At 45.5% G+C, this 19,264-nt stretch carries 18 protein-coding genes; 5 read left to right on the forward strand and 13 right to left on the reverse strand.

Annotated features, from left to right (window positions below):
* Window positions 1-272: 272 nt before the first annotated feature.
* The 4 genes from RAC86_RS19985 to glvA form a co-directional block, all read right to left on the reverse strand.
* Entirely contained in the window at window positions 273-2,606 is a 2,334-nt protein-coding gene (locus tag RAC86_RS19985; protein ID WP_377885972.1) for a peptidase G2 autoproteolytic cleavage domain-containing protein, read from the reverse strand.
* Window positions 2,607-2,728: 122 nt separating this feature from the next.
* Window positions 2,729-4,312, reverse strand: coding sequence for a PTS maltose transporter subunit IIBC (malP, locus tag RAC86_RS19990; RefSeq protein WP_043940075.1), 1,584 nt, complete (start codon window positions 4,310-4,312; stop codon window positions 2,729-2,731).
* A 14-nt stretch (window positions 4,313-4,326) separates the two neighbouring features.
* Window positions 4,327-5,091, reverse strand: coding sequence for a MurR/RpiR family transcriptional regulator GlvR (gene glvR, locus RAC86_RS19995; RefSeq protein ID WP_014476181.1), 765 nt, complete (start codon window positions 5,089-5,091; stop codon window positions 4,327-4,329).
* 64 nt (window positions 5,092-5,155) lie between these two features.
* Entirely contained in the window at window positions 5,156-6,505 is a 1,350-nt protein-coding gene (glvA, locus tag RAC86_RS20000; protein ID WP_014476180.1) for a maltose-6'-phosphate glucosidase, read from the reverse strand.
* 335 nt (window positions 6,506-6,840) lie between these two features.
* Between glvA and RAC86_RS20005 the strand changes: the two genes are divergently transcribed.
* From RAC86_RS20005 to RAC86_RS20025, 5 genes are read left to right on the forward strand one after another with little or no spacing between them, the layout of a single operon-like run.
* Complete coding sequence (locus RAC86_RS20005) at window positions 6,841-7,155, forward strand: WXG100 family type VII secretion target (RefSeq protein ID WP_042978114.1); 315 nt, start codon at window positions 6,841-6,843, stop codon at window positions 7,153-7,155.
* 5 nt (window positions 7,156-7,160) lie between these two features.
* Window positions 7,161-8,384, forward strand: coding sequence for a hypothetical protein (locus RAC86_RS20010; protein ID WP_015715519.1), 1,224 nt, complete (start codon window positions 7,161-7,163; stop codon window positions 8,382-8,384).
* 11 nt (window positions 8,385-8,395) lie between these two features.
* Window positions 8,396-9,163, forward strand: coding sequence for a hypothetical protein (locus RAC86_RS20015; RefSeq protein WP_377885973.1), 768 nt, complete (start codon window positions 8,396-8,398; stop codon window positions 9,161-9,163).
* A 23-nt stretch (window positions 9,164-9,186) separates the two neighbouring features.
* Window positions 9,187-9,744 carry a YfjD family protein gene (locus RAC86_RS20020; RefSeq protein WP_015715517.1) on the forward strand — a complete coding sequence of 186 codons (558 nt, stop codon included), beginning with the start codon at window positions 9,187-9,189 and terminating at the stop codon, window positions 9,742-9,744.
* 49 nt (window positions 9,745-9,793) lie between these two features.
* Complete coding sequence (locus RAC86_RS20025; protein ID WP_010886445.1) at window positions 9,794-10,123, forward strand: YnfA family protein; 330 nt, start codon at window positions 9,794-9,796, stop codon at window positions 10,121-10,123.
* Between the two features lie 34 nt (window positions 10,124-10,157).
* On the opposite strand, the gene RAC86_RS20030 is transcribed toward RAC86_RS20025, so the two are convergent.
* From RAC86_RS20030 to RAC86_RS20070, 9 genes are all read right to left on the reverse strand, one after another.
* Entirely contained in the window at window positions 10,158-10,337 is a 180-nt protein-coding gene (locus tag RAC86_RS20030; RefSeq protein ID WP_003244276.1) for a small acid-soluble spore protein H, read from the reverse strand.
* 53 nt (window positions 10,338-10,390) lie between these two features.
* Window positions 10,391-12,208 carry an acetoin dehydrogenase operon transcriptional activator AcoR gene (acoR, locus tag RAC86_RS20035; RefSeq protein ID WP_377885974.1) on the reverse strand — a complete coding sequence of 606 codons (1,818 nt, stop codon included), beginning with the start codon at window positions 12,206-12,208 and terminating at the stop codon, window positions 10,391-10,393.
* A 115-nt stretch (window positions 12,209-12,323) separates the two neighbouring features.
* The gene (gene acoL, locus RAC86_RS20040; RefSeq protein WP_247471392.1) at window positions 12,324-13,700 is read right to left on the reverse strand and encodes an acetoin dehydrogenase complex dihydrolipoyl dehydrogenase; all 1,377 of its coding nucleotides are present in this window, start codon (window positions 13,698-13,700) and stop codon (window positions 12,324-12,326) included.
* 20 nt (window positions 13,701-13,720) lie between these two features.
* Window positions 13,721-14,917: an acetoin dehydrogenase complex dihydrolipoyllysine-residue acetyltransferase gene (gene acoC / locus RAC86_RS20045; RefSeq protein ID WP_377885975.1), complete on the reverse strand. Its 1,197-nt coding sequence runs from the start codon at window positions 14,915-14,917 to the stop codon at window positions 13,721-13,723.
* A gap of 13 nt (window positions 14,918-14,930) precedes the next feature.
* Window positions 14,931-15,959, reverse strand: a complete 1,029-nt coding sequence (gene acoB / locus RAC86_RS20050; protein ID WP_087962013.1) for an acetoin:2,6-dichlorophenolindophenol oxidoreductase subunit beta — start codon at window positions 15,957-15,959, stop codon at window positions 14,931-14,933.
* Between the two features lie 3 nt (window positions 15,960-15,962).
* The gene (gene acoA / locus RAC86_RS20055) at window positions 15,963-16,964 is read right to left on the reverse strand and encodes an acetoin:2,6-dichlorophenolindophenol oxidoreductase subunit alpha (RefSeq protein WP_377885976.1); all 1,002 of its coding nucleotides are present in this window, start codon (window positions 16,962-16,964) and stop codon (window positions 15,963-15,965) included.
* 231 nt (window positions 16,965-17,195) lie between these two features.
* On the reverse strand, window positions 17,196-17,885 hold the full coding sequence (locus RAC86_RS20060; protein WP_377885977.1) for a YfjL-like protein: 690 nt from the start codon (window positions 17,883-17,885) through the stop codon (window positions 17,196-17,198).
* Between the two features lie 29 nt (window positions 17,886-17,914).
* Entirely contained in the window at window positions 17,915-18,367 is a 453-nt protein-coding gene (locus tag RAC86_RS20065; RefSeq protein ID WP_377885978.1) for a DUF6884 domain-containing protein, read from the reverse strand.
* A gap of 173 nt (window positions 18,368-18,540) precedes the next feature.
* The coding region (locus tag RAC86_RS20070; protein WP_377885979.1) for a tRNA dihydrouridine synthase at window positions 18,541-19,264 on the reverse strand (724 nt) is incomplete at its 5' end.

Below are 19,264 nucleotides of genomic sequence, written 5' to 3' on the forward strand. Positions count from 1 at the left end.
CTTTTATTCGAGAGCTATTCACTGCTGATCTGCGTTCATTAAAAAATATCAAAGATTTTACTCTACTAAAGTTGAGGCGCTGGATAGACTTAGATAAATTAGGAAGATTGCTGGAACCGTAGGAATAATGAAAAAGATAAATTTTAAAACGACGACCTTTTTGCGAGGAATATAATCTGATAAAAATGCGGTGAAAAATTTCTATAATCTAATTAAAACTCTAAATAGAGTGCATTGTTAAGCACTCTATTTAGAATCTGTACATTTTAATGTTACCGAATAAAAACTAAAACCACTCCATATCCCTTACTTTTGTCGAACTCTTTGATGACTCTCATGACCTGCCACCTTTGTTTAGGAGATACCGTTTTTGTAGCAATTCCGTTGTTATGCGCTTGAATAAAGTCTCCGGCTTCTACTGTGCTGTCGCATCTTACATAAACCTGTCCTACAAGGCCCACAACATTCCATTCATCCCTCTCTTCCCTAGAGGCATAGTTCTTATCTGGCTTATAATCAGGGTTTTCCATAGGCGCCATGACGATTTGGCCATTGGCATCTTTCTGTTTTTCATAAATATACCCGCCAAAATCATTCTTCAGGTATCTTCCAGACCAATGGAAGCTTGACTCACCAAGTATCACACCAGCTGTTTCAGAAATAACTCCAAGCATAAAGTCACCTTTTTTTGCAGGTCTAATTTTATCACCCTCCAAAGTAACTAGGGTTCCTGCCGGAATTTTTTCACCGCTTAGGCTCTCAAAATATTCAGCGTAATCCGAGAACGTTTGGGAACTTTTTATGCTTCCTGAAGCCTTAATCGTTCCATCTTTTGCATGAAATTCTATCTTTCTGTTTGATGAGGATGGTGTGCTCCCACTTGCCCATCCTAGAGCAACTGAGTCTGAGTTCGGATTGATCGTATTATATGAGGCTATCACAGAAGATTGAGCAGCCCCAGTTGCTCTGCTTCGAACAGATCCAGCTACAAAATTATTATTTCCAGTAGCGTGGGAATCACGAGAGCCAATAATCCCGCTTCCTTTATGTTTAAACAAAAAGTACGGCGTCACGACGCCGCCAATCTTAAAATCTGTTTCGTAGCCTGAAAAGTCACAATTAGAAACATTAAGATCAGGGTCAACAGAAAAAATCCCAACTGTACCACTGTTATTTTTAGGCGATCTTTGCCCCCATACATTACTAACTACAGATTCGTACATACCGCTCCCAAAAACAACACCCTTTTCGGCTGAATCGATCAATGTCACACCATCAATCATTACCTTGCCGACAGAATTGTCGCCACCTACAATATAAAGATCATTATCAGCAGTTTTAAATCCTCGAATCGTTATATTCTTTAAATTGATTAGACGCCCTTTATAATACACGCTTACGACTGAATTTCCCTTATAGTTAATGGAGGAATCATCGCATATAGCATGAAAATTAACCACATTGACGCCATCGTAACCTGAAATTTGCAATGCATTCGGCCCTGCCCCTTTGTACAGATCACTCGGCTTAGGGTTATATGCGATACAGTTAGCCAGCTGAACGTCATGAGCTGATGCTGATTGAGGATTACTTGCTGTGTGGTGTCCTATATGCCGAATGCAAAAACTAATTGCATTTTCATAGGCACGGCAGTTCACAAGTTGAACTCTTTTTGCAGCCGGAGCATAATCATGAGCTTTAATTTCAAATCCTCGAACTCCTCCAATTGCGATGCAGCTATCAACCATTACATCCTGAGAGCCATCATCGATTTCAAAACAGTTTGTATTTGAAGACCCATCATTTAACCCCATCGGATGGTAAGAAAGACAATGACTAAAAGTCGTATGCTTTCCAAAGTGACATGTGAAATTATCATCGCCAGAGCCTGTTGCTTCGCAATATGAGAAGGTTACAAAGTTGCAGCCACCAGGCTGATAAAAGGTAGGATCATCATTTTCTCCGTGTCTGTTATAATTAGGGCTTGTAGCATCAAACCCGTGAAGGCCGGCATTTTTTGCAAAAACATGCTCTACAAAAGAGTAATCCACATTTGCAAAAAGCAAGCAGCTTGAAGTGGGCCCCTTAGGGATCTTCCATCCAGCAGGACGCGTATCTTTATTCCAGTCCAGTGTCAAATGTCCAATGTAGATATTTTCATTACCATTTGTATGATCACTATTGGTGAGTACAGAGTGACCAACTGGCGTATCGTCTAATAACTTGATGATGGTCCTTTTTTTACCCGCTCCAACCAGCATTGTATTCGAAGGAACGAGCAAGCCAGATACCCTAAATACGCCTGCAGGGACTTTTATGAGATAACCGCCTTCGGCCATCGCATCATGAAATGCTTGCGTATCATCTGTGACCCCGTCTCCTTTAGCTCCATAATCCATTACGTTTCGTTCATCAAGGTACTCAAATCTGTTCTCATACATTTTGAGTCTTTCATTTAAGTTTTCAAAAGTTGTTATTCCATTACTTAATGCAATCCCAATTTTACTATCAATCGTTTCGAAATTCTCGGCAAGCTTGGAATCAATTTCAATACTTTCAGTGCTTTCAGGTTTGTAAAGACCTAAAAACGTTGTATAATTTTCCATTTTTACTCCCCCTATTGGTTTCAGTTTTTAAGAAACATAACATCCCTTGCACTTATAAGTGGCAAACGTATGACAAACAAAAAAGCGCTGTCTTTAAACAGCGCAAGATAAAATAATTTTGACTATTCATTTAGTATTTTTTCCACACGCTCCCGCATCTGCGGTACGCTTAATCCGATAATTACCTGAAACGCCTTCCCGTTCCTGACAACGCCGTGTGCGCCAAGCGCGCGGAATACGCTGTCGGGTTCAACCTTTGTTTCATCCTTGACACTGACTCTGAGGCGGGTGGCGCAGTTTGTGACTTCAGTGATGTTGTCTTTTCCGCCCAGCGCTTCAATATACAGAAAAGCGGTGTCATCAGCCGTTTCAGCAGCGGAGGCCGTTTCATCCTTGTTTTTTCGTTCTCTGTATTCCTTTTTCGAATATAGCTTTGTTTCCTGCTGTTCATCCTTTTCCCGTCCTGGTGTAGCGATATTGAATTTGAGGATTAAAAATCTGAAGACGAAAAAATAAATTGCTGTAAACGAGAGTCCGATCAAAATTTGATATACATATGTCATACCGTGGCTTCCAAAGAGCGGAATCCAGTTCAAGGTCACCGCTTCGATCAGTCCGCCCCCCATATTTCCGACGACGCCGGCCATATACATAACTGTCGACATTGTGGCGGCAAGCACGGCGTGAACCGCAAATAAGAAAGGTGAAATGAATAAGAACGTAAACTCAATCGGCTCTGTAATACCGGCGACAATCGCTGTCAGTGTGACAGGAATCAGCAGCCCTGCGACGAGTTTTTTCTTTTCCTTTTTGGCTGTCACATAAAAAGCCAAGGCGATACCCGGAATACCGAAGATTTTCGAGTTGCCGTGAAGCGCGAATCCGCCTTGCGGAAAGAGCTCCTTCAGCGGTTTGGCGCTTTGCGAATATTCGCCAAGATGCTGTGCCCAATACGTGACGATCCCGCCTTCCGCTACAGCCGGGCCATAAATAAACGGCGTGTAAATAAAGTGATGAAGGCCGGTCGGAATTAAAATCCGTTCCAAAAACGTGTATATCCAAACGCCCACCGCCCCAGAAGCAACCAGGAAGCTTTGAAGCGAGCCGATTCCCGATTGAACCATCGGCCAAATATAAGACACAGCCAAGGCAATTGGGATCATAATAAAGAAGGAAATCATCACGATATATGTTGAGCCTTGAAAGATGCCGAGAAAATCGGGCAGTTTTTTATCAAAATAGCGATTATGCAAAAAGACGACAATCGAAGAAATAAAGATGGCTCCGATAATGTTGGTATCGAGCGTTTTTATGCCCGCAATCATCGTTAATCCGCTCGTTCCGCCGACCTCTTGATTCATGTCGACGCCAAATGCTCCTCCCCATACCGTCAATATTGCGCTGACAAAATAGTTGAATGTCAGGTAAACAGTAAGCGCTTCCAAACAAGCGCGTGCCTGAGCTTTCTTCGCCAAAGCAACCGGGATGCCGATGGCGAATAAGAGCGGCATTTGGTTAAAAACAGTCCAGCCGCCCTGCTCAATAATATACCAGCACTGATACCAAAAACCGTCGGGATCGGCGAGCGGGCCCATGAGGGTTTTATTTTTAAAGAGCGTGCTGATACCGACGATAATGCCGGCGAACGCGAATAATAAAACAGGCACAAACATCGCGCTTCCAAAGCGCTGAATTTTTTGCATCATACCAGAACCCCCTGCTACTCATTGTCATTTTTTTCTGCCTCTTTGTAATCAACATATGCGCGGAACAATGCTTCGCCAACGAGAAAAAACGGTGCAAAAGCGACAATTTCCGTTTTATCGCTTAATGTCACAGGTTTGCTTGTCGCATAAAGATTATGCGGAGTCAGCTGGGCGAGGACATTGTTTTTTAAATTCGTAATGGAAATAAAGGGAATACCCTTTGCAGAAAGCATTCTTGCCTGAGGAATCAGCTCCGGTGTTTCTCCGGAAAGAGAAATGATGATAAACAGATCGTTCACTTTAAAATCCCCGCGCATCAGATTAAATTCATTTGTGTCTTCAATTAAAATAAGATAGCGATGGCGCGGAATAAACATTCTTTGCAGGTCGCGGGCGCATATCTTTTGCGCATTTCCAGAACCGTAGACGAAAATGCGGTCAGCTTCATCAATCAGCTGGCACATGTCCGTCATGTCCTTTGTCCTTAAGAACTTCAAATTTGCTTCAATATCATCAAGCAGCTTTTCAAAACTCATACTCTCGCCTTCTTCCGGCTGATCTTCCCACTTTAAAAAGACGCGAAATTCACTGTAGCCACTGAAACCGAGCTTTTGGGCAAGCCGTAAAATTGAGGAACGCGATACACTGCAAGCTTTGGCCAGCGCGTCGATTCCAAGGTGATAGCATGTGTGCTTATGATTCAATATATATTTTAAAATATGAAAATCGTTGTCATTCAATTTGCTGTAGTGCTGATTGATCAGTTCTTCGAGCTGCATATCAGATCCCCCCATTTTCTTTCTATTATATACAATTAAAGATTCGAAAATGGGGGAATTTCAGTTATGATATACGGGTCGGGCTTTGATCAAGCTCAGGCCAGAAGTCTTTGTTGGCCTCCATTAAATCCTCGAGAATGAGTCTTGCCACACGCGCGTTCGGCACTGTTTTTGACAAAATTAGCGCCTGCCACAGCTTTTGGAACGATTTCTCCGCCCACGCTTCAACAGTCAGCTTCTCAACGGATACCTGCTGCTCCATAAGCCCTTTTTGGAATTGCGGAATGGTGCCGACGGTAATCGGTTCAGGCCCATTTGAGCCGACAATGCATGGAACCTCGACCATCGCAGTCGGGTCAAAGTTCGCAATTGCGCCGTTATTTTCAACGATCAACAGCATTCTTTCACCTGTGTTGTAGGCAATCGCCCGGGCAAGATCAACGATATATGATGCGTGGTCATCGATTTTGATTTCGCTGTTTTCTGTGGACTGCTCACGTGTAATCATGTCACATTGGCTGAAAATAAAAGCTTCGCGCCCTTCCATCACTTCATTTGCCCGCGTATGATTCGGATTTGATTTTTTCACCATATCATCCGGGAACAAATAATATTGCAAATACGTATTCGGCAGTGTATCAGGATCTGCGGCCTGCACGTCACGCGCTTTGGCGAATGTGTCATTCCAGCTCGCCTCCACCGCTTCAGCCTCTGTTTTCGGAATATAGCCGTATTGAGATACATGCTCCTTCAGCTTCGGCATTAAATCGTTGCCCTCTTGATCCTGAATTGATGTCCACCAGCCGAAGTGATTTAATCCGTAATAGCGGACCTTCATTTCTTTTCTTGAGGATAAGCCAAGAATTTGCGCCATCCGGTCTTCGATCCCAACCGGCATATCACAGATATTGAGAATTTTAGAATTCGGTCTAAGGCGTCTCGTAGCTTCAGCCACAATTGCCGCCGGATTGGAATAATTGAGCATCCACGCATCAGGCGAGTATTTTTCCATGTAATCTAATATTTCAAGCACACCGCCGATCGAACGCATACCGTATGCGATCCCGCCCGGCCCGCACGTCTCCTGGCCGACAACTCCGTACTTTAACGGAATTTGCTCATCAAGCGCACGCATCGCGTATTTCCCTACTCTGATGTGCGCCATAACAAAATCGACATCAGTAAAAGCTTCTTCCGGGTCAGTCGTCGCTGCAAATTCAATATCCGGCGCTTTTTCTCTGATAAAAACGTCACAGGCGCCTGCAATTCGATCCTGTCTCTCCTTATCATTATCATACAGCTTCAGCTTTCTGATCGGAAACTCCTCCAAATGGTCCAAGAGCATGAGTACGATCCCTGGAGTGAAAGTGCTCCCTCCGCCCGCTATTACGATTGAGAATGATTTTTTCTTCATATGACGACCTCCTTGATAACGTTTACAATTCCATTTATACCATGAGATAGCCCGTCCCGTAACACGTTTGGCGCACTTAGGTCATTTGATCAACTTTAGTGTTTTTTCCCATAGAGCGGGAAATTTCTCATTTGCCTTATGTCTGAGGGATTTGTTTTTTTTACCTTTTTTGTAATCTTAAAGTCTCACCAACTGTGAATTTTAAGTGAATATACGCCCTTCCAATTCTTATGAAAAGGTTCTTTTGTACGATTCGGATACATGCCGAATTATTTATAATCATTTATATAAAACATCCAATTGTGCGTGAATTTAGAAAAGGCAGGGGACAAAAGTTGGACTCATATAAAGTCATTGAGCTGGCAAACAAGTACAGTGCGGCCGCAGAAGAGGTCAGAAGCTCCAAAATGCTGCTTGAATCCCGGTTATCTGCAATGGGAGATGCTTGGCAGGGAAAAGCAAGAGATTCGTTTGACCAGGATTTCGAGGAAACGAAAGCCGCCTACGATCAATTCGAACAGGAGCTGCTTGAAACAAGCCAAGAGCTGAAGGCTGCCGCTGTCAAAATAGAAGAACGAAAAGCTGAAATTGCCAGAATGGAAGAACTGGAGCGTAAAGCAAGAGAGGAAAGACATAAACTCGGGAGGTGAACGGTGTGTCAGGAAACATTGCAGTTGATCCGGATAAGCTCGAACAGCTTGCAAATGATGTTGTCACTGAATTAACTGATATGGAAAACAAATATAAGGACCTGCATGTGGAGCTGGGGCAGATGATTTTGCAATGCGATCCCCGCTACAGCAGCTGTTTTTCCGGAGTGGGCGATGCGTGGAGCTCAGGAAAAGCACTCGTCACCAAGCTGAGTGACAATGAGATTTTCATCAGAAAAACGGGCGATAAATTTGTGGAACAAGATGATATTTTGCGAAAGCTCTACAATGCCTACGACAAATACGGTACGATGACAAGCTTAACCGCTCTTATGCTGACGCAGGGAAAATATTACGGATTAGGGCTTACGAAATTTGTGAAACAACCAAGCGGCTTGCATACAGCCCAGCACTCAAAACTGCTCTTGGATATTTCCAGGGCCGTTGACAGCTCACGTTATCAAAAAGCGGCAAGAGTGCTTTTGAATCCTAAATATTTGTTGAAAAAGACAAACCGTCCATTTTCAGATTTGGTACATAAAAAGTTTACAAAATACTTTCCTCAGGACACGGTGGATTTTTCAAACAGCGTCAGAAGCTACACAAAAGGATTTCTTAATGAAGCCGGCGTACGCTCCACTTTGAAGGATGTGGGAAAAACGGGCTTGAGATTCGCGAAAGGAAATGCCATTACCGCCACACTGATTACCGGAGCGACCGAAACATTCGGAGCAGGCGTGAAAATTGCTGAAAATTATGCAAAATACCAGGATAAACCGGAAGTTCTCAAGCGTGAAAACGCCAAGGCCGTCGGGAATGCTGTGAATAATACGATTTTTGTTGCCGGCGGTGCCACAGCTGGTGCTGTTGTGGGCGGTGCCGTAGGAAGTGTGTTAGGTCCTGTCGGCACAGTAATCGGAGGCACAATTGGTTCGGCAGTAGGAGGGTTTGTTGGGGAAAAAATCGCAAAATTCACATCAGTCTATGCTGAAAAAGCAGCGATAAAACTTAAAGAACCGATCCATGCTGTCGTTGATACAGCCAAAAAAGGACTGGAATCAGCCGGCAAAGTCGTCAAATCAGTGAATGACGGCATAGATGCGGCGAATAAAACGATACATAAAGGGATAGACAGTGCGAAAAAAGGAATAGAAAAAGCAAAGAAAACAGCGGATTCGCTCATACACGGCGCAACCCATTTCCTTAAAGGGAAATTTTCATTTGGATAGGAGAATAAACAATGAAGCAGTTTACAATCAGCATAGAAGAACTCTTGTTTTGTTTTTACAGCGAAGGGTTTTTCGAACAGGGAATGGCCTTAAAACAAGCCTATTTTCCCGAAATAGAAGATGAACAGCTCGGCGCCTTATTTGAAGCCGCGTGCCGCTCACTCTTAGCCAAAGATGCGGCGGAATATCGGAATCATCAATATCGGCTAAAGGACGAATACTGTCCGTTTATCCATGTGTTAAACGACGCCGACTATACAGTTAAGCTGTCCAAATTTGATGAACAAGGCAAAGAACAGAATATATCCTGCCATGTTTCAAAGTTTGGTACTTACTCTCATAAATTGCTGTTTGATGAACAGGTGCATAGAATCAAAAAAATGGATTCAACTAATGGATTACTCTCTAAAACATCCGAGTTTTTAAATATAATAGATGCAGAAGATCACAAAGAATCACTGATCTCTCTGACATCAACTGAATTTGAATTGCTTTTGGAGGGCGCTTCAGACACTCCCACACATCTCAAGGAGTTTCTAGATAAGCATGATCACCAAGAGGACGTTACCCGTTTTGTAAATGATCTGGCTTTGCGAAAAGGAAAAATGGATACGCTGATGCGGCTGGTTTATGACAAAGACAACTCCCCGGAAGTGGCTGACATGGCTTTCGTTCTGCCTGGCAGCCATCATACTTGGCTGGTAACAGGTATTACCCAAAATGAATTTTCTATCGTAACAGCAAATAAAGATGTGATAAAAGGAATACTTTTTTGCTAAAGAGCGATAAAGGAGAATAGCAATTGAAAAACAATGAAGTAATTAAGGTCAAAAGCAGACTGTTTTTTAGAATATGGCTGTTCCTCGCTACAGGGGGCGCCTTTATTGTGGGAGTCTGGCTGGTGTCTGAAGCCCTCACGTTTGAATCTAAATATGCCCTGCTTTATTTGGGCGGCGGATTACTGGCGATGATTTATGGATTGATCACATTCTTTATGGCTTTTCCTGCGTTCACAAGCCGTGGAAATGTCATTTTCACCATAAAGACCGGACCTAGTGGCGAAATCTTCTCGAGAAAGCGCAGCGTGCTGTTTTCCGAGGTGAAGCGGCTTTATATGGGACGCCATCAATACAGTTTGAAAGGGATCTTTTTTGAGGATATTATCATCGAGAAAACAGACGGCAAAATCGTTCGAATCCCGACCTGGAACATCATCGCGAATCCGCTGTTTTTCGAAGCGGTTGAACGCTATATCCTTCCCCATTTGAATGAAGAGGCTCAAAACAATTGGATCAGCCAATTTACAGAGGTTCAGCGAAAAGCGTATTTGAAGGAATTTGAGAATCATCCGAAGCTTTAAAAGCTCTCCTCCTCTATAATGAAAGATAAATGCAAATTGAGGAGTGCTCATGATGCTGATTACCATTCTTTTATTTCTCGCGGCAGGGCTTGCTGAAATTGGCGGCGGATATCTGGTTTGGCTATGGCTGAGAGAGGCAAAGCCAGCCGGCTACGGAATCGCCGGGGCGCTGATCCTCATTGTATACGGCATTCTTCCGACGTTTCAGTCCTTCCCATCTTTCGGCCGTGTATACGCCGCTTATGGCGGAGTATTCATCGTGCTTGCGGTCCTGTGGGGATGGCTTGTTGACCGAAAAACACCTGATCTGTATGACTGGATCGGCGCATTCATTTGTCTCATCGGTGTCTGTGTCATTTTATTTGCGCCGCGCGGATAACAAAATGGCCTGCTTATGAAGCGGGCCATTTTGTTTAATCCTCTTTTAAGCTGTTCAGCTGCACTTCATGCTCCTCTTGCGGTTCGTCAAGCGGATAAATTCTTGCTGTTCCAGTTTCTTCATTTACGTGCTGAATGTAAATAGGAACGCCGTTATATGTTACTTTCTTCATGTCGGGAGATTCTACAATTTCTTTCGCCCTTTGAATATTCATCGTAACACCCTCCTTCAATACATAACGTTTCCATTTCCTGAAGGAAGTATGCTTTATGATTCAGCGGACAAGTTGAATTTTTTCAGGCGTTTGTAGAAAGTGCTTCGGGGGATCCCGCTGATTTTTGCGGCTTGAGAAACGTTTCCTTTTGCAGATTCAAGCGCTTTGATCATCATATCTTTTTGGATTTGCTCACGAAAAGTAAGCACGCCGGCAGCAGCCGGCTTTTTTTCTGCAGAGCTGGCCGGCAATCCAGCGGCTTCCAGTAAAGCGGGAAGCGATTCATCCCTCAGCCGGCCGTCCGGAAATCTGATAGAAAGACGTTCAAACACATTAAACAGCTCACGGATATTCCCCGGCCACTTCCATTGCTTCAGCACATTACAAAAATCAGAAGGAAGTTCGCCTGGCCAATGATTCTTCTGTTTGTAGTACTCAAAGAGGTCTGGGATATCCTCGGTGCGATCGCGTAATGGAGGGAGTTCAATTGGGTAGACATGAAGACGGTAAAACAAGTCCTCTCTGATTTTTCCGTTTTCGGCAAGCTCGCGTAAATCACAATGTGTGGCGGCAATAACTCTGATATCAACCGGAATTTCTTTCGTCCCGCCGATTGGCGTTATCTTGCGTTCCTGAAGCACCCGTAAAAGTGCAACCTGCATCGAGTGGGAAATTTCTCCGATTTCATCTAAAAATAATGTGCCTTGATTCGCTTTTTGAAAGGCGCCTTTATAGCCATTTCGTTTCGCTCCCGTAAAAGCTCCCTCTGCATATCCGAACAGTTCGCTCTCAATCAAATCAGACGGAATCGCTCCGCAATTGACAGCAACAAACGGACCGTGACGTCTCTCACTGTTCTCATGAAGAGCGCGAGCCGCGACTTCCTTTCCCGTACCAGTTTCGCCCGACAAACAGACCGTTGCATCTGCCGCAGCTGCACGTTCAAGGTTCATCAGCATTGCTTGTGATCGGCCGCTTTTCCCGATCACTCCATTGAATCGAAACACCTTCTTTTTCTTTTGTTCCGAAAGATAAAAACAAGTGCCGCCATCTCCTATGGTGACAGCTTTTTCGATTGAGTAGCCCCGTTCCTTCAACTCATACAGGTGCCGGCCCTGCCAATCCGGCATTGAGGTTCGAATCGACATGCTCGCACTGATGATGTGCTGCTTGATATTGCATAGCACCATCGGCACACTGGATGCAGCCCTCTCTCCAAAACGGCTGATCAGCTCGAGCTCTTTCTCACGGCTTTTAGCTGCGAGTTCCCGTTCAGCTGCATAGGCGATCGCAGTGGCAATACCGAGCATATGAGGATGAGCGCCTGTTGCCGGACACGATATGTCAATCACACCCGCAAGGCTGCCATCCTCATGGTGAATCGGAGCGGCTGAACAGTTCCAAAGATGGGAAGCAATGGAGTAATGCTCTGATCCTTGTATCGCAACCGGCTCGCTGATGTGGAGCGCCGTGCCAATCGCATTTGTTCCGACAGCCGTTTCCGTCCAGCATGCCCCTTCAACAAAGTTGATGCGTTTGGCTTCATAGAGCGCGCGGGGATGGCCGTCCAATGCCAGAACAACACCGTCTGAATCAATTAACAGCGCCATCATTTCCATTTCTTTTATGGCAGGCAGCAGTTTTTCGAGGTAAGGCTTTGCGGTCGTCAAGAAGAATGAATGTTTTTTTGACTGCTGATCCAGCTCCGTTTGCTGTAAAACCTTCGGGCCTTTTTCTAAATAAGGATTGACCTCAGCTTTTTGGCAGCGATGCCATGACTCTGCAATCCGTTTTCTTAATCGGGCTTCGTCAAGCACACCGTCTTTCACAAAACGTTTCCAGGTTTGCAAATCGTTTGGGACCGAATTCATTTCCTTGATCGCTCCTCCCTTACACACCGTTTTCATCTATTGTAGGGGAAAAATAAAGCGCTTTCAACAATAAAAAAGCAGGCGCCTTATATCCATGCGCCTGCTTTTTCCTTTATTATGCATGTACCGCAAGGCCGATCGTGCTTAACAGCGCCTCATGCAATGTTTCCGATAAAGTCGGATGGGCGGCGATAAAATGCTCCGCCATATCTGCCGTCATCTCACCATTCATGATCGCTGCCGCTTGGCCGATGAGCTCGGTTACATCCGGGCCAATCATCGAGACACCCACGATTTCGCCGAATTCCGGTTCAGCCATGATTTTGACCTTTCCTTCCGCTTGCTGTTTAATGAGCGCCTTGCCGTTTGCGGAAAAAGAAAATTCGCCGATCTTCACATCCCCGTATATGCTTCTTGCCTGTCGTTCTGTCATTCCGATACACGCGATTTCCGGGGACGTATAGATGCAGCGCGGCACATGTTTCTCATTGATTTTGACATCCCTTCCGGAAGCATGAGAAGCAGCGATGATGCCCTCATGGAAAGCGGCATGCGCCAGCTGAATGCCCCCTATAGCATCTCCGCACGCGTAAATATGAGGCACGTTCGTCTGCATGTGCCCATTCACCGGAATGCCCTTTGGAGAAAAATCAACTCCGGCCTGTTCCAGCTGTAATCCGTCAAGACGGGGTTTTCTGCCGATCGCCACCAGCACATAATCGGCCTTCGTTTTAAACTCTCGCTGACCGCTTTTCCATATTGCTGTTTTGGCCGTTTGATCCACCCGCTCTAATCTGGATGAGGCATGCACTTCGACACCGTCTTCCTCAAGTTTCTCCTGAAAAAGACGGGCAATATCTTCGTCTTCAGCCGGGATCAGATGGTCCGCTGTTTCAATGATGGTCACCTTCGTCCCCAATCTGGCGAACAGCCCTGCATACTCACACCCGATGACACCGCCACCGACAATGACTAGTGAAGACGGAATCTCGGAAAGAGAAAGCGCGTCTTTGCTGTCGATGATCCATTCGCCGTCAAACGGGGCAAAAGGCAGCTCGATTGGCTCTGACCCGGAGGCAATCAATACTTGGTCCGCCTCTCTGATTTCTTTTCCGTTTTCTCCTTCGATCAAGAGCTTTCTTTCAGAAAGAAAGGAGGCTGTTCCCTTTACAACCTGTATTTGATTTTTCTTCATTAGGTACTGAACGCCTTGGACAAGCTGACTGACAACCTGTTGTTTTCGGCTTTGCATTTTACTCCAATCGACTGATATCGCACCTGCCGGAAGTTCGATTCCAAAGCTGTCGGCATGCTTGATTTTATCAAGAACGTTTGCGCTTTCTAACAAAGACTTTGTCGGGATGCAGCCTTCATTCAGGCAGGTTCCCCCAAGCTTGCCTTTGTCAATGAGCAGCACGTTTCTGCCCTGCTGTGCCGCGGAGACCGCAGCCGCATAGCCTGCAGGTCCGCCGCCGATAATGGCTAATGTCATGTCGTTTTCACCTGCTTTTCTTATAAAATTAATGCTGCGGGTTCTTCCAAATATGTTTTCATCGCCTTCAGGAATGCAGCGGCTGGGGCGCCGTCACACGCTCTGTGATCAAATGTCAGGCTGAGCGGCAGGATCGTGCTTCTGACGATCTCCTCCCCTTGATACACCGGCGTGTCATAGCTTGCTCCGATGCCGAGAATGCCTGTTTCCGGCGGATTTAGTATCGGTGTGAAATGCTCAACTCCAAACGCGCCAAGGTTTGTAATAGAGAAAGTAGAGCCTTGCAGTTCTTCGCTTCCCACACGTCCCTCGCGTGCTTTTTTGGCATTTTCTGAGATGGATTGAGCCAGTTCAATCAGCGATAGCTTTTCAGCATGGCGGATGACAGGCACCACTAAGCCGTTTTCCAAGGCTACAGCCATACCAAGGTGTACATGGGGATGTGTGATGATGCGCTCATTTTGATAAAGGCTGTTCAGCACAGGGTGAGCTTGCAGAGCGAGAACGGCGGCTCTTGAGACAAAATGAGTGATCGTCAGTTTTGTGCCGTATCTCTCTTCCGCAGTTGGTGAAAGCTGTTTTTGAAGAGTGGCAAGCTTGGTGATATCAGCTTTCATCGTGATCGTCAGCTGCGCGCTGTTTGCCAGGCTTTCCTGCATTCGGGCAGCGATGACCTTTCTCATGCCTGTCACCGGGATTTCCTGCGCTTTCTGCTCCGAAACAGGCTTTGCTTGATCTTTTTTCTGTTCAGCAAGAGCCTTTGTTACGTCATCCTTCACGATTCGTCCGCCTGGTCCAGTTCCTTTCAGTTGTTTTAGGTCTAATCCTGCTTTTTCTGCTATTTTTCTGGCGACTGGAGATATTTTCATTCGATCTTTTTTGGAGGCTGCGGGTTTGTTTTCTTGTTTGACGGGCTGAACGGCTTGCGGCATATTGTCTTCAGCAACAGGCGCACTCGCCTCTTCCTGCACCGACTCATTGGCGTCCCCGATATAGCAGATAGCTGTGCCGGGCGGAACCTCTTCTCCCTCTTTCACTTTGATATCGATCAGCGTTCCTTTTTCAGGCGCTTCGATCTCCATTTCAATTTTCTCCGATTGAATGCTGGCAATGCTTTCTCCCTTTTCAACCGGGTCGCCTACTTTTTTATTCCATATCGATACTTCCCCTTGTTTCATGGCCATTCCCAATTTTGGCATCACTACTTTTACCGCCATTTGTGTCCCCCCTTTAATTCATTGCCGGCTCGCCAAGCAATTCAAGCGTGACGCTGACAATTTTATCTGGTGTCGGCAAATATTGATCTTCAAGCACTGGTGAAAACGGAACCGGTGTATGCGGCGCTGTAATCCGTTTAATCGGCGCATCAAGCAAATCAAAGCCCTTGTCAGCGACAATCGCAGCAATATCCGTGGCAATGCTGCATCGCGGATTGGCTTCATCAATGATGATCAGCCGGTTTGTTTTTTCTAACGATGTGAAAATCGCATCCTCATCCAGAGGAGACAGACTGCGCGGATCAAGGACCTCGGCTTCGATGCCCCTCTCTGAAAGCTGTGCAGCCGCTTCAAGCGCAGTATTGACCTGCTTGCCGACTGCAAAGAGCGTAACATCATTGCCTTCGCGTTTGATATCCGCTTTTCCGAGGGGAATTGTATAATAATCTTCCGGCACCTCGCCCTTCATGTTGTAGGACGTTTTGTCTTCAAAGAAGAACACCGGATCATTATCTTCTATTGCTGCAAGCAGAAGACCTTTGGCATCATACGGATTGGATGGAACAACTGTCTTCAGTCCAGGGATGCTCGTGAAAAGGCCATACAGCGATTGTGAATGCTGGGCAGCGGCCCGGAACCCTGCTCCGTATGTGGTGCGGACGGTAATCGGCACTTGCGCTTTTCCGCCGAACATATAACGGAATTTTGCCCCTTGGTTGATCACCTGATCAAAGCACGTGCCGATAAAATCGTTAAACATCAGCTCGGCAATCGGTCTCAAACCGGTTGATGCCGCAGCCATAGCCGCACCCATGTAACCCGCCTCAGAAATCGGAGTGTCCAGCACTCTTGTGCGCCCGAATTCCTGTACGAGTCCCTTTGTGACCCCTAATACACCGCCCCATGCTTCATCATCCTGCAAATGATCGACCGCCGCTCCCCCGGCGACATCCTCACCGATCAAAAGCACATTTTCGTCTCTTCTCATCGCAAGCTTCATTGCTTCATTGATCGCGTCTGACATGCTTATGACTCTCGCCATCTCTTACATTCCTCCTTTTTCATATGACACGTACACATCTGTCAGCAGCTCCGAATCTTTTGGATATGGGCTGTCTTCGCTGAACGAGACGGCTTTTTCAATCGATTCGCTGACACGCTGTTCAATGTCTGACAGCTTATTAGCATCTGTTTCTTTTAAAAGGTAGTTTTTAAAACCTTGAATGGCATCTTTTTCTTCAAGGTGCTCAACTCTTTCATCCTTCGTTTTATAGGTTTGGGCATCTCCTTCGAAATGGCCGTAGTTTCTGTAGGTCATACATTCAATCAAAGACGGGCCGCCGCCGTTTCTTGCTCTTTCTATCGCTTCCTCGGCTGCCTGGTAAACTGCTAAAATATCTTTGCCGTCAACTGTCACCCCCGGCATGTTATAAGCAGCCGCCCGATCGGCGATTGAATCGCAGGCTGATGCGTACTCAAATGGGGTAGCTTCGCCATAGCCGTTGTTTTCAGCAACAAATACGACAGGAAGGTTCCATACAGCCGCTAAATTCAGCCCTTCGTGGAAGGTGCCTTGGTTATTTGCCCCGTCCCCGAAAAAGCAAACGCTTACATTTTTAGTCTGTTTATATTTAGCCGTGAGCGCTGATCCGCATGCGAGCGTAAAGCCGCCCCCGACGATTCCATTTGCGCCTAACATGCCTTTATCAAGATCCGCAATGTGCATAGAACCGCCCTTGCCTTTGCACAATCCGGTCGCTTTCCCGAAAATTTCCGCCATCATGCCGTCCAGGTTACAGCCTTTGGCGATACAATGTCCATGTCCCCTGTGGGTGCTTGTAATGCTGTCGCCATCATGTAAATGAGCGCACACCCCTACAGCCACGGCTTCCTCACCGGCATATAAATGAACGAATCCGGGAAGCACTCCCTGGGCGAACAGTTCATGCACTTTGTCTTCAAAGCCCCTGATCTCCAGCATCTTTTGGTACATCCACAGCGCTTTTTCCTCAGTTAATGACAAGCCTTCTCGTTTTAACAATTTCATTTTGTGCGCCTCCTTCTATTTAGGGTTCACCATTATAAATGCAAGAAGTGTGCCAGTCTTTTGAGCCCGTAAAATCAGTCTTCTCATCTTCACTTTGGAGACATTTTGAGACGTGTGTCTCGTTTTGTCTCAAACTGATTCATTTGTCTCGTTTTACAGCATGCAAAAAAAAGACCGGATATCACCCGGCCTTTGACAATGATCGACGTATTTATTTCCTTGGAAATCTTTTTAACTTCCTAGTTCCTCTGCATCGTTTGACTGAATAGCTGCTTTTGAAAGAAAATCAATTGAATATTTGACATATGCGATACCGCCGTCCCCGTCCTTCTGCATACAGTCTATCGTGCCGTTTGAGTATGTATATCCCTTTTCATTAAGCGTTTTTCTGACCGTTTCCGCCATCTTTGCGGCATCTGTTTTTGATAACCCGCTGGCGTCTAACTGAATCGTCATGCTCATAGGCGCTTTTTCAGCCAGCTGTTTGTTCCATTTTGTATCTAACGTGAACTGTCCGTTTTCAATACTCAAAGCAGCATCAGCTTTTATAAGTCGAGGAACCGCTTTTTTCAGATCTGCTTCGATTGCCTTCGTTGCTTCTTCATTTACATGTTTTGATACTGATTCGGTATACGCTTCTTCAATTCCATCGCACGTTACTTTAGGATGCAGAAATCCCTTCGTACACATTGGGTAGCGATGAGATTGGGAGGTTGCTCCGAATACATATTCAGAGGTTTTAGCGTTATATACCCCATTCGTGATCTTGATTTCTTTCTTAGGATAGGTTTGTTTCACATAAGAGACTAGCTTCTGTTCTGCAGCATTTTTCGAAAATGGATCACCGAACCATACATGATAGATATATAGTCCGCATCCGAATAATGCAATGGCAAGCAAGCCAAACACAAGTTTTTTCATGTTCCCACTCTTTTCCTCATATGTACGTGCTACAGTTCATGCTTTTCTTCAACAGCCCGGTTCAGCGCTTGGAGCATATAGCCTATGCCTTTGTATGATGATAGCGGCCAGCTGATATGCTGGTGTTCTCCGATGACGGCGTTTAGAATGCTTCGATATTTTTTTCCGCCAAGCATGACTAGCTCTTCGATATCAGAAAAGCCTTTTTCGTGAAATTGACGGCTCAGCTCGTCCGCTGTCATGATTTCCGGATGACTGGTGCCAAAAGTGACATCGTAATTTCCCGAAACGAGATCATCAGGGCGGAGGAACCCGTGCTTCGCAGACAAAATCACCCACTCATCGAAAAATGTTTTTGCATACCGCTCGCACGCCTGATGAAACGGGCTGAGATAAGCGTCCTCTGCTCTTACCGGCCCGGCATCAGGCTGGACGTCCCAGATTTTTTTCTTGCCGCAGGGGATGATGCATAGCTGTTTCATTTTTCTCTCCCCCTTTATAAGATATCTCCACTAAATATACCATTATTTTCTTACAATAAATTAGAGAAAAGACAGGCTGAGTAAAGCTGCGTACAAAAAAGACCCGGATTTACCGAAAATCCAGGTATTTTAGTCAAGAATTGTGTTAGCCTTTTTTGAATCAAGCACTGCAGTTACTCTATCCCATCAAGATACTTTCTCTCAAAGTCGTCGAGCAATGCACGCACTTCATCTGTTGACTTTGTGTTCATGCATTGATTTCTTAATTCACTTGCCCCTCGGAACCCGCGGAGATAAATTTTGAAAAAGCGAGGAAGAGGCTTGTACGGACGGGCTTCTAATGCTGAATATTTATCATGAAGATCCAGATGCAGCCTTAAGAGATCAAGCAATTCCTTGCTGCTATGCTCTTTCGGCTCCTTTTCAAAGGCAAATGGATTTGTAAAAATACCGCGCCCAATCATAATTCCATCAACACCGTATTGTTCAGCAAGTTTTAAGCCAGTTTGGCGGTCAGGGATATCCCCGTTGATTGTCAACAGTGTATCTGGTGCCACCTCGTCACGAAGTTTCTTAATCTCCGGGATGAGTTCCCAATGCGCATCTACTTTGCTCATTTCTGCTCTTGTGCGCAGATGAATAGAAAGATTGGCAATATCCTGTTTCAAAATGTGTGTCAGCCACTCGCGCCATTCGTCTACATCCGTGAAACCAAGTCTTGTTTTTACGCTTACGGGCAATCCCCCTGCTTTTGCTGCTTGTATTAACTCTGCTGCAACTTCCGGCCGGCGGATAAGACCGCTTCCCTTACCGTTCTGTGTCACATTAGGCACAGGACAGCCCATATTGATATCTAGTCCTTTAAATCCTAACTCTGCCATGCCAATACTCATTTTA

The sequence above is a fragment of the Bacillus sp. LR_5 genome (assembly GCF_042709275.1).

Excerpts from the sequence above, each read along its gene's own strand:
- acoC (WP_377885975.1), bottom strand. The coding sequence starts at position 14,917 with ATGGCGGTAAAAGTAGTGATGCCAAAATTGGGAATGGCCATGAAACAA.
- malP (WP_043940075.1), bottom strand. The coding sequence starts at position 4,312 with ATGATGCAAAAAATTCAGCGCTTTGGAAGCGCGATGTTTGTGCCTGTT.
- acoB (WP_087962013.1), bottom strand. The coding sequence starts at position 15,959 with ATGGCGAGAGTCATAAGCATGTCAGACGCGATCAATGAAGCAATGAAG.
- acoA (WP_377885976.1), bottom strand. The coding sequence starts at position 16,964 with ATGAAATTGTTAAAACGAGAAGGCTTGTCATTAACTGAGGAAAAAGCG.
- RAC86_RS19985 (WP_377885972.1), bottom strand. The coding sequence starts at position 2,606 with ATGGAAAATTATACAACGTTTTTAGGTCTTTACAAACCTGAAAGCACT.
- RAC86_RS20030 (WP_003244276.1), bottom strand. The coding sequence starts at position 10,337 with ATGAATATTCAAAGGGCGAAAGAAATTGTAGAATCTCCCGACATGAAG.
- acoL (WP_247471392.1), bottom strand. The coding sequence starts at position 13,700 with ATGACATTAGCCATTATCGGCGGCGGACCTGCAGGCTATGCGGCTGCG.
- RAC86_RS20015 (WP_377885973.1), top strand. The coding sequence starts at position 8,396 with ATGAAGCAGTTTACAATCAGCATAGAAGAACTCTTGTTTTGTTTTTAC.
- glvA (WP_014476180.1), bottom strand. The coding sequence starts at position 6,505 with ATGAAGAAAAAATCATTCTCAATCGTAATAGCGGGCGGAGGGAGCACT.
- acoR (WP_377885974.1), bottom strand. The coding sequence starts at position 12,208 with ATGAATTCGGTCCCAAACGATTTGCAAACCTGGAAACGTTTTGTGAAA.
- RAC86_RS20065 (WP_377885978.1), bottom strand. The coding sequence starts at position 18,367 with ATGAAACAGCTATGCATCATCCCCTGCGGCAAGAAAAAAATCTGGGAC.
- RAC86_RS20060 (WP_377885977.1), bottom strand. The coding sequence starts at position 17,885 with ATGAAAAAACTTGTGTTTGGCTTGCTTGCCATTGCATTATTCGGATGC.
- RAC86_RS20025 (WP_010886445.1), top strand. The coding sequence starts at position 9,794 with ATGATGCTGATTACCATTCTTTTATTTCTCGCGGCAGGGCTTGCTGAA.
- glvR (WP_014476181.1), bottom strand. The coding sequence starts at position 5,091 with ATGCAGCTCGAAGAACTGATCAATCAGCACTACAGCAAATTGAATGAC.